A 16,412-nucleotide genomic window follows, 5' to 3' on the forward strand; every position below is an offset into this window, starting at 1 on the left:
CCCCTGACCTCGCAACTCTCGCTCCACGCAAGCCTCGCGGTGGTCTGCCTCCACGCTTCGAGACGCTTGACATATACCCCTGGGGGGTATCTACTCCGTGATGTCGCAAGGCACCGCCAGCGCCAAGGGAGTCCGCCATGAACACCGCACTCAAAGTCGCCGTCTTCGCGTCCGGACTCGCCGTCGCGTTCGGCGCCGCCTTCGGAGTCGGCCACGCCGTCGGAGGCACCCCGGCCGCGTCCCACGCCGCGCACGGCGCCGACGGGAACCATGGCGCCGCCGGCCACGAGGAACACGGCGGCAGCGCCGGCAAGGACGACCACCCGGTCGGCGGTCTGCAGATCTCCGAGGGCGGCTACACCCTGAGCCTCGACCACCCGGTGGTCCCGGCCGCCGGCCCGACCGAGCTGAGCTTCCGGGTGCTGGCCGCGGACGGGAAGCCGCTCACCGCGTACCGGCCGGCGCACGAGAAGGAGCTCCACCTGATCATCGCCAGCCGCGACCTGACGTCCTTCCAGCACCTGCACCCGGTCCGCGCGGCGGACGGTACCTGGAGCGTCCCGGCGAACATCGCCAAGGCCGGCGACTACCGGGTGTTCGCCGACTTCACCCCGGCCGCGGGGGACGAGGCGCTGACGCTCGGCGCGGACCTGCACGCCGGCGGCGACTACCAGCCGGCCGCCCTCCCGGAGACCGGCCGCTCGGTCACCGTCGACGGCTACACCGTGACCCTCACCGGCGACCTGACGGCCGGCAAGGCGAGCAAGCTCGCCTTCGCGGTGTCGAAGGACGGCCGGCCGGTCGCCGACCTCGACCCCTACCTCGCCGCCTACGGCCACCTGGTGGTGCTGCGCGCCGGAGACCTCGGCTACCTGCACGTCCACCCGAACGGCGAGCCCGGCGACGGCGTCACCAAGCCCGGCCCGGAGATCGACTTCGCGGCCACCGCCCCCACCGCGGGCGACTACCGGCTGTTCCTGGACTTCCAGCACGCCGGCACCGTCCACACCGCCGTCTTCACCCTCACCGCCGGCGCGGACGGCGCCCCCGCCACCACCCCGGCCCCGAGCCCGAACCCCAGCGAGTCGGCCCACCACCACTGATCGGCCGCCCCACCCCCCGCGCGGATTCCAGGCCCGCGCACACCCACGCCGCCCACATACCCCCTCCCGGTATATCTCCAGAGGAGCTCCCGGCCATGTCAGACCTCACCGCACCCCCCGCACCCCGCCGCTGGACGGCGCTCGCCTTAATCGCCCTCGCCCAGTTCATGGTCATCATGGACACCTCGATCATCGGCGTGGCCCTGCCGAAGATGCAGACCGCGCTCGGGTTCTCGCAGGAGAACCTGTCCTGGGTGTTCAACGCCTACGTGATCGCCTTCGGCGGTCTGCTGCTGCTCGGCGGACGCCTGTCCGACCTGCTCGGTGCCAAGCGCGTCTTCGCCGCCGGCTGGATCGTCCTCGCCGCCGGCTCCCTGATGGCCGGCCTGGCCGGCACCGCCTGGGTCGAACTGGTCGGCCGCGCCGCCCAGGGCGCCGGCTCGGCGCTGATCGCCCCGGCCGCGCTCACCCTGCTGATGACCCTGTTCGGCGGACGTCCCACCGAACTGCCCAAGGCCTTCGCCCTGTACGGCGCGGCCGCCCCGGCCGGCGGCACCGCGGGCGTCTTCCTCGGCGGTCTGATCACCCAGTACGCCAGCTGGGAGTGGGTGTTCTGGATCAACCTCCCGGTGGCGCTGATCGTGCTCGCGATGAGCCCCTCCGTGATGCCCGCCGCCGCGGTCCGCCGCGGTTCGATCGACTGGCTGGGCGCGATCACCGTCACCGCCGGCCTCGCCGTCACCGTGTTCGCCATCGTCCGTGCCCCCGAGGTCGGCTGGGACTCCGCGCAGACCTGGCTGGTGCTGGCCGCCGGTCTCCTGCTGATCGCCGCGTTCGTCGCCATCCAGTCCCGCCGCAGCGAGCCGCTGATGCGCCTCGGCATCTGGCGCAGCCCGAACCTGGCGGGCGCCAACCTGGCGCAGCTGCTGATGGCGGCGGCCTGGATCCCGATGTGGTTCTTCCTCAACCTCTACCTGCAGCAGGTGCTCGGCCTCAAGGCGTTCGCCTCGGGTGCGGCGCTGCTGCCGATGACCGCCGCGATCACGCTGATGATGATCGTCCTGGCGCCCCGCCTGATCGCCCGCTTCGGCCCGAAGCCGCTGATCGTCACCGGCCTGGCCGCGCTCGCCGCCGGCATGTACTGGCTGTCGCTGGCCCGCCCGGACGGCAGCTTCGCGGTCGACGTCCTGCTGGCCTCGCTGCTCGCCGCCGTCGGCATGGCGCTCGCCTTCATCCCGTCGCTGGGCACCGCGCTCGCCGTCCCGAACCCCGCCGAGGGCGGCCTCGCCTCCGGCATCGTCAACACCTCCTACCAGGTCGGTTCGGCCCTGGGCCTGGCCGCCATGACCGCCGTCGCCGCCGCCAACGGCGCCCGTGAGATCGGCAACCCCGTCGCCCTGACCCACGGCTTCTCCGCCGCCTTCCTCGGCGCCGCCGCCCTGGCTCTGCTCGGCGCCCTGGCCTCGCTCCTGACCCTGCGCACCCCGGCCCCCGCCACCGAGCCCGTGGAGGCCGCCGCCTGATCCACCCCGCCCGCACCGGCTGCCCGACGCTCCCCGGTGGAGCGCCGGGCAGTGCGTCGTCCTCGGGGCAAAGCGGCCGGGGGCCCCGCGGATCGGCGTAGCCTTCGTGCATGGCAGAGAGCAAGGTCGCGAAGGCCGGGCGGAAGAAGCCCGAGACGCACCTGGGGATGGTGCGCAGGGCCCGGAAGATCAACCGTGAGCTGGCGGAGCTTTACCCGTACGCGCACCCGGAGTTGGACTTCGACGGGCCGTTCCAGCTGCTGGTGGCGACCGTGCTGTCGGCGCAGACCACGGACCTGAGGGTCAATCAGACCACCCCGGCACTGTTCGCCAAGTACCCGACGCCGGAGGATCTCGCGGCGGCCGTCCCCGAGGAGCTGGAGGAGATCGTCCGCCCGACGGGGTTCTTCCGGGCCAAGGCGAAGTCGCTGATCGGCCTGTCGATCGCCCTGCGTGACCGCTACGACGGCGAGGTACCGCGCAAGCTGGAGGACCTGATCACCCTCCCCGGGGTCGGCCGTAAGACCGCCAACGTCGTCATCGGGAACGCTTTCGGCGGCAGCGGAATCACTGTCGACACGCACTTCGGACGCCTCGCCCGCCGCTTCGGCTGGACCACCGCCGAGGACCCGGAACAGGTCGAGGCCGAGGTCGGCGCGATCTTCCCGAAGTCCGAGTGGACGATGCTCTCGCACCGCGTGGTGTTCCACGGCCGCCGGGTCTGCCACGCCCGCAAGCCCGCCTGCGGGGCCTGCCCGATCGCGCCGCTCTGCCCGTCGTACGGCACCGGCGAGTCCGACCCCGAGCAGGCCCGCAAGCTGCTCAAGTACGAGCTCGCCGGACAGCCCGGCCAGCGTCTGCGCCCCCCGGCCGACTTCCCGGGCGAGGCGGCGGCCCGCGCCGACGTCGCGGCCGGACACCCGTTGCCCGACACCGCCCCAGCCGCGGTGCGGGCGGCCCGGAAGAACGTGGGAGGCAAGGCATGACGGGGCCCGCAGTGCTTCGGGACGGTCTGCCCGACTGGCTGCTGCCGGTGCGCGACGCCGCCGAGCGGGCGGTGCCGGAGCAGCTGAGCCGGTTCCTGCCGCCCGCCGAGGGAGGCAGGCCGTCGGCGGTGCTGATGCTGTTCGGCGAGGGCCCGACCGGCCCGGACCTGCTGCTGATCGAGCGGGCCCGCAGCCTGCGCTCGCACGCCGGCCAGCCGTCCTTCCCGGGTGGCGCGCTGGACCCGGAGGACGGCGACCCGGCCACCGCCGGCCCGCTGGCGGCGGCGCTCCGCGAGGCCACCGAGGAGACCGGGCTCGACCCGTCCGGCGTGCAGCTGTTCGCCCGGCTGCCCGCGCTGTACATCCCGGTGAGCGGCTTCGTGGTGACGCCGGTGCTCGGCTGGTGGCGGCACGAGTCGCCGGTCGCGGTGGTGGACCCGGCGGAGACCGGCGCGGTGTTCCGGGTGCCGCTGGCGGAGCTGACCGACCCGGCGAACCGGGCCCGGCTGCGCCACCCGTCCGGGACCACCGGCCCGGCGTTCCAGGTGGCCGGCCGACTGGTGTGGGGCTTCACGGCGGGGGTGATCGACCGGGTGCTGCACTTCAGCGGCCTGGAGCGGCCCTGGGACAGCGGCCGCACCGTCGAACTCTCCGAGGAGGCGGTGGCGCTGTCGCTGCGCCACCGCTCCTGACCACCGCTCAGCGTTCGACGCGCAGCGGGGCGAGCGTCGAGATCACGCCATTGGTGCCGGGGTTCTTGTCCTCGTTGTTCCACTCGTCGCTCGCCGAGCTCGCCGCCCACGACGCCGCCCCGAGCACCAGGTAGATCACCAGCAGCGCCTTCGCGGCCCCGGTCAGCACCAGCGGCCGGGTCGCGGAGCGCTGCGGCTCGGAGTTCGGCGGGTCGCCGAACACGCCCTTGGGGTAGGCGGAGGTGAGCATCATCAGGTACGCCTGGAACCGCATCCGGTAGCGCAGCACGGCGGCGGTGGCCTCGAACAGCGCCTGCGGCATCCGGCCCATGATCAGCACGATCAGCCAGTTGATCACGGACAGCGTCCACCAGCCAGCCTGCAGCAGGCCCTGGATGATCGCGGCGGGGATGACCAGCAGCAGCCGGAAGAACACCGCGAGCCGGTTCAGCGGCTCGCCGGGGCGCACCTCGATCCGCACCGGGTGCTCGGGTGCGGCGAAGCGGAACGGCGGGTAGCGGTCGACCAGCAGCAGCATCGAGGCGTAGACCCTGGTGTCGTACGCCAGGTACCCGGAGAGCCACTCGGCGGCGAACCGGGGGAGCCGGCCGGTGAACAGCGCGCCGAACCAGCCGATCACCGTGACCACGAAGGCCACGATCGACAGCAGCCACAGCACGATGAACTGCGGGATCAGCAGCAGCAGACGCAGCAGCACGGTGAGCCGGTTCTGGCGGGCGGACGGCGGGAGGTCCAGGGCCGGCTGGAACTCGGTGCGCTCCACGACGGGCACGTCCCACCTGGGCTGTTCCATGGCACGACTCCCTGGTCCCTCGTCAGCTGTCCGGATGGTCAGACAGTCGCAACCAATCCGGGCGCGTTGCCCGCCGGGCTGACCCGATCGAGCGACCACCGGTGGCCGGTGTCCCCCGCCCGGTGGGACGTGGGAGGGTATCCGGGTGAACGTCCTGGATCTGCTGCTGATCGCCGCCGCACTGGGCTTCGCCGTCTCCGGCTATCGGCAGGGCTTCGTGGTCGGCGTGCTCTCGGTGCTCGGTTTCCTCGGCGGCGGCCTGATCGCCGTCCAGCTGCTCCCGCTCCTGCTGCGCCACCTCTCCCAGGGCACCACCGCCTCGGTGGTGGCGGTCGTCGTGGTGATCGTGCTCGCCGCGATCGGCCAGGCGATCACCACCCACTTCGGCTGGAAGCTGCGCGGACGGATCGGCCGCGGCAAGGTCAAGGCGCTGGACGCGGTCGGCGGCTCGCTGGTGAACGTGATGTCCATGCTGCTGGTGGCCTGGCTGATCGGCTCGGCACTGGCGGGCACCTCACTGCCGACGGTCTCCAAGCAGGTGCGCACCTCCAAGGTGCTCGGCTCGGTGCAGTCGGCGCTGCCGTCCGACGCCCCGAACTGGTTCTCCGACTTCAGCAAGGAACTCGCCCGCAACGGCTTCCCGCAGGTGTTCAACCCGTTCGAGCAGGAGCCGATCACCGAGGTGGAACCGCCCGACCCGGCACTGGCCGGCAGCGCGGGCGTGCAGAAGGCCAAGGGTTCGCTGGTGAAGGTGCTGGGCACCGCCCCCTCCTGCGGCAAGACCCTGGAGGGCTCCGGCTTCGTGTTCGCCCCGCACCGGGTGATGACCAACGCGCACGTGGTCGGCGGCGTCGACGAGCCGACCGTGCAGATCGGCGGCACCGGCCAGCTCTACGACGCCACCGTGGTCCGCTACGACTGGCAGCGCGACATCGCCGTGCTGGACGTCCCCCGGCTGAACGCCCCGCCGCTGACCTTCGCCGGCGAGGCGCGGACCAACGACTCGGCGATCGTCGCGGGCTTCCCCGAGAACGGCGCCTTCAACGTCCAGCCCGCCCGCATCCGCGGTCGCATCCAGGCCAACGGCCCGGACATCTACCACCGCGGCCAGGTGGTCCGCGACGTCTACTCGGTCCGCTCACTGGTCCGCCAGGGCAACAGCGGCGGCCCGCTGCTCACCCCGGACGGCCAGGTGTACGGGGTGGTGTTCGCCAAGTCCCTGGACAGCTCCGACACCGGCTACGTGCTGACCGCCGCCGAGGTGAAGGAGGACGTCACCGAGGGTGCCACCGCCACCGGCAAGGTCGGCACCGAGGGCTGCGCGCTCTGACCGTCCACCCGCCGAGCATTCCCTGACGACCCGTCGGCCCTGCCTGGTAGCGTCGGCGGAGCTCACCCGAACGGCCCAGCCGGGTCGCCCCCGGCGGAGCCCGACGGGAGGTTCGACAGACGTCATGATGGGTCACTCGCACGCGGTCAGCGGCGCGCTGCTGTTCGCGGCCACCGCGCCGTTCGTCCCACCGCTGATGGGCATTCACCTGACGCCGGCCGGCGTGCTGATGGGCACCGTGCTGTGCGCGGGCGCGGCGCTGCTGCCGGACCTCGACCACCACGACGGGACGATCGCCAACTTCCTCGGCCCCATCTCCAAGGCGCTGTGCCGCTTCGTCGCCTGGGCCTCCGGCGGCCACCGGCACGCCACCCACTCGCTGCTGTTCGTCGCCCTGATGGGCGCTGGCAGCTGGGCCGGCATCACCTTCCTGGGCCGGTACTTCACCATCGGCCTGACGTTCTTCCTGCTCGCCATGGCGATCAAGGCGCTGCGCCTGCACCCGCCGGGCCACGGGCACGCGCCGTGGATCATCGTGGTCGGCCTGGCCGCGCTCGGTACCTTCGGCATGCTCACCTGGCTGCCCGACGCCCCGGGCTGGCTGCCGTACGCGGTGGCCCTGGGCACCCTGGCGCACCTGCTCGGCGACTGCCTGACCAAGCAGGGCTCGCCACTGCTGTGGCCGCACAAAGAGCGCTACGAGGTCGTGCTGATCAAGCGCACCGGCAACGACATGGAGACCAAGATCCTGGTCCCGGTGATGTCGGTGGCGACCTTCGGGCTGCTGCTCTGGTCCACCGCGATCTCGCCGAGCGTGCTGGGCTGAGACCTTTCGCGAACGCGAAGCGCAGGCGCCCCTGATTTCGCGCCGCCTGCGTTTCGCGCCCGCCGGCCCTCAGCCCTCCCGGCGGAGCCTCGCGCCGACCCAGCGGGCGCGCCGTCCGATGATCTTCGGAATTCCGAGCCGGTACCCCGCGCCGCGTGGCGTCCGCTCGGTCGGCTGGTAGGGCCAGTCCGGCTGCGGAACGTGCTGCTGCGAGTTGCTGCTGCCACGGCGGCCTCGGCGCGGCTGGGCTTCTCGATCGGGCATCCAGGTCATACCGGAGGGATTCCCTGGGGCCGCCCGGAGTAACCGCCCTGGCGGCATGCGACTGGCCTATGCGCTTGTCATATGAACGCCGTCAAGTCTGCTTCGGCGTACCGGCGTTGGCGTCGGAGGGTCAGCCGTCCTTGTGCTGCCGGACCCACCCGATCAGCTCCGACGTGAACTCCTCCGGCACCTCCTCGTGCGGGAAGTGTCCCACCCCCGGAAGCAGTCGCCACCGGTACGGCGCGGAGACGAACTCGCCCGCCCCCAGCGCGGTGCGCGACAGCAGCACCGGGTCGGCGGCACCCTGCACGTGCAGCACCGGCGCGGTGATCTGCTTCTTCATCCGGCGCGCGAACTGGATGCCGTCCGGCCGGGCCATCGAGCGCATCAGCCAGCGGTACGGCTCGATCGAGCAGTGCGCGGTGCTGGGCACCTGGATCGCCTGGCGGTAGGACGTCACCGCCTCCTCGGGCAGCGTGTTCGGCCCGGTCCAGGCCCGCAGGTAGTCGCCGACCAGCGCCCCGTCGTCCGCGACCAGCCGGCGCTCCGGGATCCACGGCCGCTGGAAGCCCAGCACGTGTTCGAATGCGGCGATCTGCCGGCGGTCGGTGAGCAGCGCCCGCCGCAGGTGCCGCGGGTGCGCGGCCGACACCACCGTCAGACTGCGGATCACCGAGGGGCGCATCACCGCGGCCACCCAGGCCAGCGTGCCGCCGGTGCCGTGGCCCACCAGGTGCGCCTGCCGCTCGCCGAGCGAACGGATCACGCCGGTGACGTCCAGCGCCAGGTTGCCGGGGTCGTAGCCGCGCGGCGTGCGGTCCGAACCGCCCATCCCGCGCAGGTCCAGCGCCACCGCCCGGAAGCCCGCCTCGGCGAGCGCCGTCAGCTGGTGCCGCCACGCCCACCAGTACTCGGGCCAGCCGTGCACCAGCAGCACCAGCGGGCCCTCGCCGAGTTCGGCGATGTGGAAACGCGCGCCGTTCGCGGCCAGATCGCGGTGCGTCCACGGCCCGGCCGAGCGGACGCTCCACGGCTCCCCGGCACCCGGCCGGACGGGAACGGAGGCGGGCTCATCCACGGGCTTCTGGTCCAACGACATACCCGCAGCCTGTCATACCCGCGCCCTCCGTACCTGCCCGGCACTCACACCCGGGCGTAAACCGTTACCGGCCGTCGGTCACTGGATCCGGCCCAGCGCCCGGTCGATCTCTTCCTTGGTGGCCGGCCGCGGCCGGGCGTTCTTCAGCACCTGCGCGGTGGCCTGCGCACCGGCGATGGTGCGCTCCGGCTTCCGGACCTTCTTGAAGTACCGGATCATCATGAACGCCAGCAGCAGCGCGATCAGCACGTACGCACCGCCGACGATGGCGAACGACCAGCCGGTGGTGATGCCCAGCGCCTGCAGGCCCCAGGCGAAGGCGAACGAGAACATCGGGATCGATGCCAGCGCCACCACGCCGGCCACCACCCCGGCCGCGGTGCCGATGCCGCCGCGCACCACGTCCGCCTTGATCTCGGCCTTGGCCAGCGCGATCTCGTCGTGCACCAGACTGGAGAGCTCGGCGGAGGCGGCGGCGAACAGCTCGCCGACGGTGCGCTCGCCCTCGTGCGGGATGCGGCCGTTGCCGTTCGGGTTGGTGGCTCCTGCGGCCATCGGCGGTCTCCACTTCGCGGGCTTGGTGCGGCGCGCTGAGGGTGCGTCACGCACGGGTGTCAGCTCAGCATCATGCCCCTACCGGTGAGTCGGGCACCACTCCGGGTCCCCGGCGGACGGCGTGTCACCCCCGCTGTTGGTACACATCGGGGATGCCGTCGCCGTCCGAATCGCGCTCCTCGTCCTCGCACAGCTGCCGGTAGTACCGGTTGCGGCGCTTGAGCAGCAGGGTGCCGACCACCGCGCAGGTCAGCGAGCCGACCAGGACGGCCTCCTTGCACAGCTCGGCCAGGTGCGGGTCGCCGACGAACGCCAGGTCGCTGATCAGCAGCGACACCGTGAAACCGATGCCCGCCACGGTGGCCAGCGCGAACATGTCGGACCAGGTCAGCTGCGGGTTCAGGGTGGCCCTGGTGTAGCGGGCGGCCAGCCAGGTGCCGCCGAAGATACCCACCGACTTGCCGATCAGCAGGCCGATCAGGATGCCCAGCGGCGCGGCCTCGGTGAACACCTCGCCCAGCGCCTTCGCGGACACCGGCACCCCCGCAGCGAACAGCGCGAACATCGGCACCGCGAACCCCGCCGACAGCGGACGCACCAGGTGCTCGACGTGCTCGCCGGGGGAGTGCTCCTCGCCCTCCTCGCGGTGGCAGCGCAGGATCAGGCCCATCGCCACACCGGCCACCGTCGCGTGGACGCCGCTCTCGTGCATCAGTGCCCAGATCACCACTCCCAGCGGCACCATCACCCACCAGCGGCCCAGCCCGCGCCGGTGCAGGAACCAGAACAGCACCAGGCCCGCGAACGCCGCGCCCAGCGCCCAGAAGGTGATCCCGGTCGAGTAGAAGACCGCGATGATCAGGATCGCGATCAGGTCGTCCACCACCGCCAGGGTCAGCAGGAACGCCCGCAGCGCGGACGGCAGGTGGCTGCCCACCACGGCCAGCACGCCCAGCGCGAACGCGATGTCGGTGGCGGTCGGGATCGCCCAGCCCGCCGGATGGCCGTTCCCGACCACGTTCACCACCGTGTACAGCACCGCCGGCAGCGCCACACCGCACACCGCCGCCACCACCGGCAGCAGCGCCGCGCTCGGCGTGCGCAGCTCCCCGGCCACGAACTCACGTTTCAGCTCGATGCCCGCGACGAAGAAGAAGATCGTCAGCAGTCCGTCCTGCACCCAGGCCTCCAGCGGGAGGTCCAGGTGCAGCGGCTCGGAGGGGCCGAAGGTCAGCCCGCGGACCGTCTCGTAGGCGTGCGGCCAGACGTTCGCCCAGATCAGCGCGACCAGGGCGGCGCCCAGCAGCAGTACACCGCCGACCGTCTCGGTGCGCAGCGCGTCGGCGATGAAGCGGCGTTCGGGCAGCGGGAGCAGACCGAGGAACTGGCGGCGCTCGTTGGACGGGCTGGCCACGGGGGGACCTCCTGAGGCGGGCGGCATGCGGACACACGGGTGGTGCAGTGCCGACCAGACTTCCCGGCGCGCCTCAGAACCTTGATGGTTCCTTGACATCCTAACGGGGTGCGGCAAGAGGTATGTCGTTCTGTCTCACTTTATGAGTGTTTGGGTGCCCGGGAACGACAACGGGCCGGGCCCGCTCCGTGAGACCTCGGAGCGGGCCCGGCCCGTTGTCTGACGGTGGATCAGCCCTCGGTGCCGCCCGGCAGCTGGGACTGGATCAGGTTCATCACCGTGGAGTCGGCCAGCGTGGTGGTGTCGCCCACCTCGCGGCCCTCGGCGATGTCGCGCAGCAGGCGGCGCATGATCTTGCCGGAGCGGGTCTTCGGCAGCTCGGAGACCACCTTGATCTGCTTCGGCTTGGCGATCGGGCCGAGCGTCTTGCCCACGTGGTTGCGCAGCTCCGCGATCAGGTCGGGGCTGTCGGTGGCGCTGCCGCGCAGGATCACGAACGCCACGATCGCCTGGCCGGTGGTGGCGTCGCTCGCGCCGACCACGGCGGACTCGGCCACCGCCGGGTGCCCGACCAGCGCCGACTCGACCTCGGTGGTCGAGATGTTGTGACCGGACACCAGCATCACGTCGTCCACCCGGCCGAGCAGCCAGATGTCGCCGTCCTCGTCCTTCTTCGCACCGTCACCGGCGAAGTAGCGGCCTTCGAAGCGCGACCAGTAGGTGTCGATGTAGCGCTGGTCGTCGCCCCAGATGGTGCGCAGCATGGACGGCCACGGCTCGGTCAGCACCAGGTAGCCGCCGGAGCCGTTCGGCACCTCGCGGGCCTCGTCGTCCACCACGGTGGCGGCGATGCCCGGCAGGGCGCGCTGGGCCGAGCCCGGCTTGGTCTCGGTGACGCCCGGCAGCGGGCTGATCATCATCGCGCCGGTCTCGGTTTGCCACCAGGTGTCGACGATCGGGGTCTTGCCCGCGCCGATGTGCTCCCGGTACCAGACCCATGCCTCCGGGTTGATCGGCTCGCCGACCGAACCCAGCACCCGCAGGCTCGACAGGTCGTAGCGGGCCGGGATGTCGTCGCCCCACTTCATGAAGGTGCGGATCGCGGTGGGCGCCGTGTAGAGGATGGTGACGCCGTACTTCTGCACGATCTCCCAGAACCGGCCCTGGTGCGGGGTGTCCGGGGTGCCCTCGTAGATCACCTGGGTGGCGCCGTTGGCGAGCGGGCCGTAGACGATGTACGAGTGGCCGGTGACCCAGCCGATGTCGGCGGTGCACCAGTAGACGTCGGTCTCCGGCTTCAGGTCGAACACCGCGTGGTGGGTGTAGCCCGCCTGGGTCAGGTAGCCGCCGGAGGTGTGCAGGATGCCCTTGGGCTTACCGGTGGTGCCCGAGGTGTAGAGGATGAACAGCGGCTGCTCGGCGTCGTGCGCCTCCGGGGTGTGCTCCGCGGACTGGCTGTCGACCAGCTCGTGCCACCAGACGTCGCGGCCCTCGGTCCAGGCCACCTCCTCGCCGGTGCGGCGCACGACCAGGACCTTCTCCACGCCGTCGACCTTGGTCAGCGCCTCGTCGATGGCCGGCTTCAGCGCGGACGGCTTGCCGCGGCGGTAGCCGCCGTCGGCGGTGATCACCACCTTGGCGTCGGCGTCCTGGATGCGGGAGGCGACCGCGTCGGCCGAGAAACCGCCGAAGACCACCGAGTGGGCGGCGCCGATGCGGGCGCAGGCAAGCATCGAGACCACCGCCTCGGGGATCATCGGCAGGTAGACGGCGACTCGGTCGCCCTTGGCCACGCCCAGCTCCAGCAGCGCGTTGGCGGCCTTGGAGACCTCGTCCTTCAGCTGCGCGTAGGTGATGGCCCGGCTGTCGCCCGGCTCACCCTCGAAGTGGATCGCGACCCGGTCGCCGTTGCCGGCCTCGACGTGGCGGTCGACGCAGTTGTACGCCACGTTGAGCTTGCCGTCCGCGAACCACTTGGCGAACGGCGGGTTCGACCAGTCCAGGGTCTCGGTGGGCTCGACCGCCCAGCTCAGCCGGCGGGCCTGCTCGGCCCAGAAGGCCAGCCGGTCCTCGGAGGCCTGGGCGTAGGCGTCGGCGGTGACGTTGGCGGAGGCGGCGAGCTCCGCGGGCGGGGCGAAGCGCCGCTCCTCCTTGAGCAGGTTGGCCAGGCTCTCGTTGCTCAACGCGCACTCCTCATCGAGTCTCAAATACCGGGAACCCCGTGCGGAGGATGGTCCCGTGTGTCCCAGCGCACAGCTCACCAGGCCAAGAGCCGTGTTGACAAGAGGCTCCGGAAAATTGGTGTAGACCTTTGATCGACAGGAGGCTGCGCCCCGGGTGGATGCCTCCGATGCCGCTCGGCCGGTCGTACCCGACGACTTCCCGCCCCCAGGGGCGATCAATCCCGCACGGCACCTTGACGACCCCCGGCCCCGGTACTCCACTGTCAGTACGCAACCCATCACCGTACGCGACAGTGACGGGGGTTCTGCATGACCGACACCTCACCCCGGCCGGGCGACTTCGCGGTCGTCCGCATGGACGGCCGCACCGGCCGCCTGATCCGGATCGGACAATTCCTCAACGGCGACGGCTTCTCCGACTACGAACACGCCTTCGTCTTCGTCGGCGACGGCCACGTGGTCGAGGCCCAGCCGGGCGGAGCGGCACTCGATCCGCTCGGCGACTACGACGGACACCCCGTGCTCTGGTCCACCGGCCGCATACCGCTCACCGACGACCAGCGCACCGCCATCACCACCGCTGCCCGCTCCTACCTCGGCACCCCCTACTCCTTCACCGACTACCTCGCCCTCGCCGCCGTCCGCCTGCACCTCCCCGCAGGCCCGCCGCTGCGCAAGTACGTCGCCTCCACCAAGCACATGATCTGCTCGCAACTCGTCGACCAGTGCTACCAGGACGCCGGCGTCCACCTGTTCGACGACCATCGCTGGCCCGGCTACGTCACCCCCGCGGACCTGGCCAATTTGCTCAACCACCGAACCGGCGGTTGACGCACAATCAGGGGCGCTGGAGTTGTCTCCACGCGCCCCTGTCTTCTTCTTCACGACCGGCAGTTGGCGGTCTGCGCCCAGCGGCTGCTTTTGCGGTTGCCGTTCGTGGACTGCGGCCGGCGTCGGGTTTCCGGCGGTCGGCGGTCGGTGGCCGACGGCTGCCCGGTCGCGCTGTCGGCTACGCGGCCAGTTCCGGTTTCGGCGTCTGCCCGGCTGGGTGCTCGGCCTCCGCGTGCACCGGCGCGAAGCGGCCCGACCGACTGTCCATCACATAGGCCTGGGCGGTGGCGAAGTCGAAGTACATCCCGACCAGGCGCAGCGACCCGTCCGACACCCGGCGTTCGACGGCCGGATTGGCCATCAACTGGTCGAGCTGCTGCACCACATTGGTGATGCACAGCTGCTCGGCCACATCCGCCGCCGCGCGGCCCTCGAACTCCGCTGGGGCCCGCCGCAGTCGGGCCAGTGACCCGCGTCCGTTGCGCAGCCATCGGGCCAGCGCCGTGGGCGGCCCTGTCTGCTCCGTCACCCCGTCCAGCAGGGCCTTCATCGCGCCGCAGCCGGAGTGCCCGCAGACCGTGATCGAGGCGACCTCCAGCACCTCCACCGCGTACTGGACGGCGGCGGCCACCGAATCGTCTGCCGCGCCCGGTTCGTACGGGGCGGGCACCAGGTTGCCGACATTGCGGACGGTGAAGAGATCGCCCGGGCCGGAGCTGGTGATCATGCTGGTGACCATCCGGGAATCCGCGCAGGTGAGGAAGAGCTGCGAGGGGGTCTGGCCGTCGCGGGCCAGCCGGGCCAGTTCCTGGCGGACCAGCGGGGCGGTGTGCTGCTGGAAGCCGCGCACGCCGTGCAGCAACCGGACGTGCGGATCGTCCTCGTCCGGCTCGATGCAGTGGTGGCCGACCCAGGGCGTCCAGGCGCTGCAGCGGTGCCCGCCCGGGGCGTCGTCGACCAGGACGGTGCCGTCCGGGTCGAGTACCTCCTGTGCCTGGCGGTCGGTCAGCATCGAGACCTGGGCGCCCGTGGCCTGATGGTCGGCGCGCCAGGCGTGCAACGCCTCGAACGCGGCGTGGTCGAGGAATGAGCCGTCGTGCCGGACCGTCACCCGGGCGCCGGCCGGGATCCGGGCGAACGCCCGGCTCAGCCTGGGCACCGCCACGAACGTCAGCGGACCGTGGGTGCGGACGGTGCAGGAGCCGTCCGGTTCGGCGATCACCTCGACGTGCGCCCGCGTCAGCCGGTAGAGGGCGAGCAGCACGGCGACCGAGCCGCCGAGGACCACCCCGAGCGGGACGCCGAGCAGCACCACGCCGAGCACGGTGGCCAGGTAGACCGGGAACTCGCGGTGCCGGTGCACCCGGCGGATGTGCGCGAAGCTCACCATCTGCACGCCGACCACCAGCACCAGCGCGGCGAGTGCGGCCAGCGGGATCCGGCGCAGCCCGGCGGTCAGCGCCAGCGCGGCGAGCAGCACCCAGCAGCCGTGCAGCACCGCCGACATCCGGGTGGCCGCCCCCGCCTGCACATTGGCGGTGGAGCGCACCGCGCCGCCGGCCACCGGCAGGCCACCGAGCAGCCCGGAGAGCAGGTTGGACACACCCTGGGCGCGCAGTTCGCGATCCAGGTCGCCGGCCCGGCGGGTCATCCGGTCGACGGCGACGGAGGACAGCAGGGACTCGACACCGGCCACCGCGGCGACCGTGAGCACCAGGCCGAGCAGGGCCGCCCAGTGGCCGGCCGGCATGCCCGGTGAGGGGGGCGAGAAGAACTGGTGGTGCTCCCAGACCGGGAGTTCGACCCGGGCCAGGCGCAGTTCGGCGATCAGCGACAGCGTGGTGGCGGCGGCGACCGCGACCAGGGCGGCGGGCAGCCGAGCCAGCCGTGTGCCGAACCGGCCGACCGGGCCGGGCAGCCGGCCGAGCCTCGGCCAGCCGAAGAGCACGGCGAGTGCGAGCAGGCCGACCACCAGCGCGGGTGGGTGCGGGCCGGCCAGTTCGCCGGGGAGCGAGCGCAGGTCGGCGAGGGCCGAACTCTGCGGCGAACCACCGAGGATGACGTGCAGTTGGGCAATCGCGATGGTGAGGCCCACTCCGGCCAGCAGGCCGTGCACCACGGCGGGGGAGACCGCGAGCGCGGCGCGGGCCACCCGCAGCGAGCCGAGCAGCAGCTGCAGCAGGCCGGCGGCGACCGTCACCAGGCAGGCGGTCTGCCAGCCGTACTGGGCGATCACCCCGGCGGTGACCACGGTGAGCGCGGCGGAGGGCCCGCTGACCTGCAAGTGGGTCCCGCCGAGCAGGCCGGCCACCAATCCGCCCACGGCGGCCGCGACCAGGCCGGCCGTCAGTGGCGCGCCGGTGGCCAGCGCGATGCCGAGCGAGAACGGCACCGCGATCAGGAACACCGCGAGCGAGGCCGGCAGGTCGTGCGCCAGCAGCGCGCGCACCCGCTGCCCGGCGGAGGTGCCCCCGTCCGGGGTGGCGGGGGTGCCCGGCGGGGCGTGGTCGGTGGTGTCGGAGGCGATGGGGGCGCTGGAAATGTCGAGGGTCATGTCTCTTCCCGTCTTCTTCCGGGGGAACGAACGCAGTCAGGTCCGGCGGTGAGGTCTCGGTCGGATCGGCTGTCGTGGGTCGCAGCGGGTGTGGCGGGGCGGCCTGACGGTGGGTGGCCGCGCGGGGCCCGGGGTGCGCGGCGACGGCCAGTGGCGACCCGGGTTCAAGACTTGGTAAACCGAGAGTAATGAGACCTTTGCACAGCGTGCGCGTTCGGTGGAAGCGCAAAAAGGGCTT

14 protein-coding genes are annotated in these 16,412 nt (G+C 72.0%); 7 read left to right on the top strand and 7 right to left on the bottom strand.

What is annotated here, in order from left to right; genetic code table 11:
• Positions 1–137 precede the first annotated feature (137 nt).
• From ACFYST_RS07895 to ACFYST_RS07910, 4 genes are all read left to right on the top strand, one after another.
• Positions 138–1,103 carry a hypothetical protein gene (locus ACFYST_RS07895; RefSeq protein WP_387860783.1) on the top strand — a complete coding sequence of 322 codons (966 nt, stop codon included), beginning with the start codon at positions 138–140 and terminating at the stop codon, positions 1,101–1,103.
• A 95-nt stretch (positions 1,104–1,198) separates the two neighbouring features.
• Entirely contained in the window at positions 1,199–2,626 is a 1,428-nt protein-coding gene (locus ACFYST_RS07900; RefSeq protein ID WP_387860784.1) for an MFS transporter, read from the top strand.
• A 110-nt stretch (positions 2,627–2,736) separates the two neighbouring features.
• Positions 2,737–3,612 carry an endonuclease III gene (nth, locus tag ACFYST_RS07905; RefSeq protein WP_387860786.1) on the top strand — a complete coding sequence of 292 codons (876 nt, stop codon included), beginning with the start codon at positions 2,737–2,739 and terminating at the stop codon, positions 3,610–3,612.
• Complete coding sequence (locus ACFYST_RS07910) at positions 3,609–4,304, top strand: NUDIX hydrolase (RefSeq protein WP_387860787.1); 696 nt, start codon at positions 3,609–3,611, stop codon at positions 4,302–4,304. The genes nth and ACFYST_RS07910 overlap by 4 nt, the downstream gene beginning before the upstream one ends.
• Before the next feature lie 7 nt (positions 4,305–4,311).
• Here the strand turns inward: ACFYST_RS07910 and ACFYST_RS07915 are convergent, their stop codons facing one another.
• Complete coding sequence (locus tag ACFYST_RS07915) at positions 4,312–5,118, bottom strand: DUF4389 domain-containing protein (RefSeq protein WP_387639092.1); 807 nt, start codon at positions 5,116–5,118, stop codon at positions 4,312–4,314.
• Positions 5,119–5,263: 145 nt separating this feature from the next.
• Between ACFYST_RS07915 and ACFYST_RS07920 the strand changes: the two genes are divergently transcribed.
• Positions 5,264–6,448: a MarP family serine protease gene (locus tag ACFYST_RS07920; RefSeq protein ID WP_387639090.1), complete on the top strand. Its 1,185-nt coding sequence runs from the start codon at positions 5,264–5,266 to the stop codon at positions 6,446–6,448.
• A gap of 124 nt (positions 6,449–6,572) precedes the next feature.
• Positions 6,573–7,274: a metal-dependent hydrolase gene (locus ACFYST_RS07925; RefSeq protein WP_387639088.1), complete on the top strand. Its 702-nt coding sequence runs from the start codon at positions 6,573–6,575 to the stop codon at positions 7,272–7,274.
• 69 nt (positions 7,275–7,343) lie between these two features.
• On the opposite strand, the gene ACFYST_RS07930 is transcribed toward ACFYST_RS07925, so the two are convergent.
• The 5 genes from ACFYST_RS07930 to acs all read right to left on the bottom strand — a co-directional run bounded on the left by ACFYST_RS07930 (position 7,344) and on the right by acs (position 12,789).
• Positions 7,344–7,538 (bottom strand): hypothetical protein, encoded by a 195-nt coding sequence (locus ACFYST_RS07930; protein WP_387860788.1) that lies wholly within the window; start codon positions 7,536–7,538, stop codon positions 7,344–7,346.
• A 130-nt stretch (positions 7,539–7,668) separates the two neighbouring features.
• Positions 7,669–8,616, bottom strand: coding sequence for an alpha/beta fold hydrolase (locus ACFYST_RS07935; RefSeq protein ID WP_387640681.1), 948 nt, complete (start codon positions 8,614–8,616; stop codon positions 7,669–7,671).
• A gap of 99 nt (positions 8,617–8,715) precedes the next feature.
• The gene (locus tag ACFYST_RS07940; protein WP_380471970.1) at positions 8,716–9,192 is read right to left on the bottom strand and encodes a phage holin family protein; all 477 of its coding nucleotides are present in this window, start codon (positions 9,190–9,192) and stop codon (positions 8,716–8,718) included.
• 124 nt (positions 9,193–9,316) lie between these two features.
• Positions 9,317–10,606, bottom strand: coding sequence for a Na+/H+ antiporter NhaA (nhaA, locus tag ACFYST_RS07945; RefSeq protein WP_387639086.1), 1,290 nt, complete (start codon positions 10,604–10,606; stop codon positions 9,317–9,319).
• A gap of 230 nt (positions 10,607–10,836) precedes the next feature.
• On the bottom strand, positions 10,837–12,789 hold the full coding sequence (acs, locus tag ACFYST_RS07950; RefSeq protein WP_387860790.1) for an acetate--CoA ligase: 1,953 nt from the start codon (positions 12,787–12,789) through the stop codon (positions 10,837–10,839).
• A gap of 309 nt (positions 12,790–13,098) precedes the next feature.
• On the opposite strand from acs, the gene ACFYST_RS07955 reads away from it, so the two are divergent.
• On the top strand, positions 13,099–13,620 hold the full coding sequence (locus tag ACFYST_RS07955; protein WP_387860791.1) for a hypothetical protein: 522 nt from the start codon (positions 13,099–13,101) through the stop codon (positions 13,618–13,620).
• A 178-nt stretch (positions 13,621–13,798) separates the two neighbouring features.
• Here ACFYST_RS07955 and ACFYST_RS07960 read toward each other — a convergent pair whose 3' ends face one another.
• Complete coding sequence (locus tag ACFYST_RS07960) at positions 13,799–16,174, bottom strand: SulP family inorganic anion transporter (protein WP_387860793.1); 2,376 nt, start codon at positions 16,172–16,174, stop codon at positions 13,799–13,801.
• Positions 16,175–16,412 lie beyond the last annotated feature (238 nt).

Origin of the sequence: Kitasatospora sp. NPDC004614, assembly GCF_042873675.1 — a bacterium.
Taxonomy (GTDB): Bacteria; Actinomycetota; Actinomycetes; order Streptomycetales; family Streptomycetaceae; genus Kitasatospora.

Excerpts from the sequence above, each read along its gene's own strand:
- ACFYST_RS07940 (WP_380471970.1), bottom strand. The coding sequence starts at position 9,192 with ATGGCCGCAGGAGCCACCAACCCGAACGGCAACGGCCGCATCCCGCAC.
- ACFYST_RS07915 (WP_387639092.1), bottom strand. The coding sequence starts at position 5,118 with ATGGAACAGCCCAGGTGGGACGTGCCCGTCGTGGAGCGCACCGAGTTC.
- ACFYST_RS07910 (WP_387860787.1), top strand. The coding sequence starts at position 3,609 with ATGACGGGGCCCGCAGTGCTTCGGGACGGTCTGCCCGACTGGCTGCTG.
- ACFYST_RS07900 (WP_387860784.1), top strand. The coding sequence starts at position 1,199 with ATGTCAGACCTCACCGCACCCCCCGCACCCCGCCGCTGGACGGCGCTC.
- ACFYST_RS07960 (WP_387860793.1), bottom strand. The coding sequence starts at position 16,174 with ATGACCCTCGACATTTCCAGCGCCCCCATCGCCTCCGACACCACCGAC.
- ACFYST_RS07955 (WP_387860791.1), top strand. The coding sequence starts at position 13,099 with ATGACCGACACCTCACCCCGGCCGGGCGACTTCGCGGTCGTCCGCATG.
- nth (WP_387860786.1), top strand. The coding sequence starts at position 2,737 with ATGGCAGAGAGCAAGGTCGCGAAGGCCGGGCGGAAGAAGCCCGAGACG.
- ACFYST_RS07925 (WP_387639088.1), top strand. The coding sequence starts at position 6,573 with ATGATGGGTCACTCGCACGCGGTCAGCGGCGCGCTGCTGTTCGCGGCC.
- ACFYST_RS07930 (WP_387860788.1), bottom strand. The coding sequence starts at position 7,538 with ATGCCCGATCGAGAAGCCCAGCCGCGCCGAGGCCGCCGTGGCAGCAGC.
- ACFYST_RS07895 (WP_387860783.1), top strand. The coding sequence starts at position 138 with ATGAACACCGCACTCAAAGTCGCCGTCTTCGCGTCCGGACTCGCCGTC.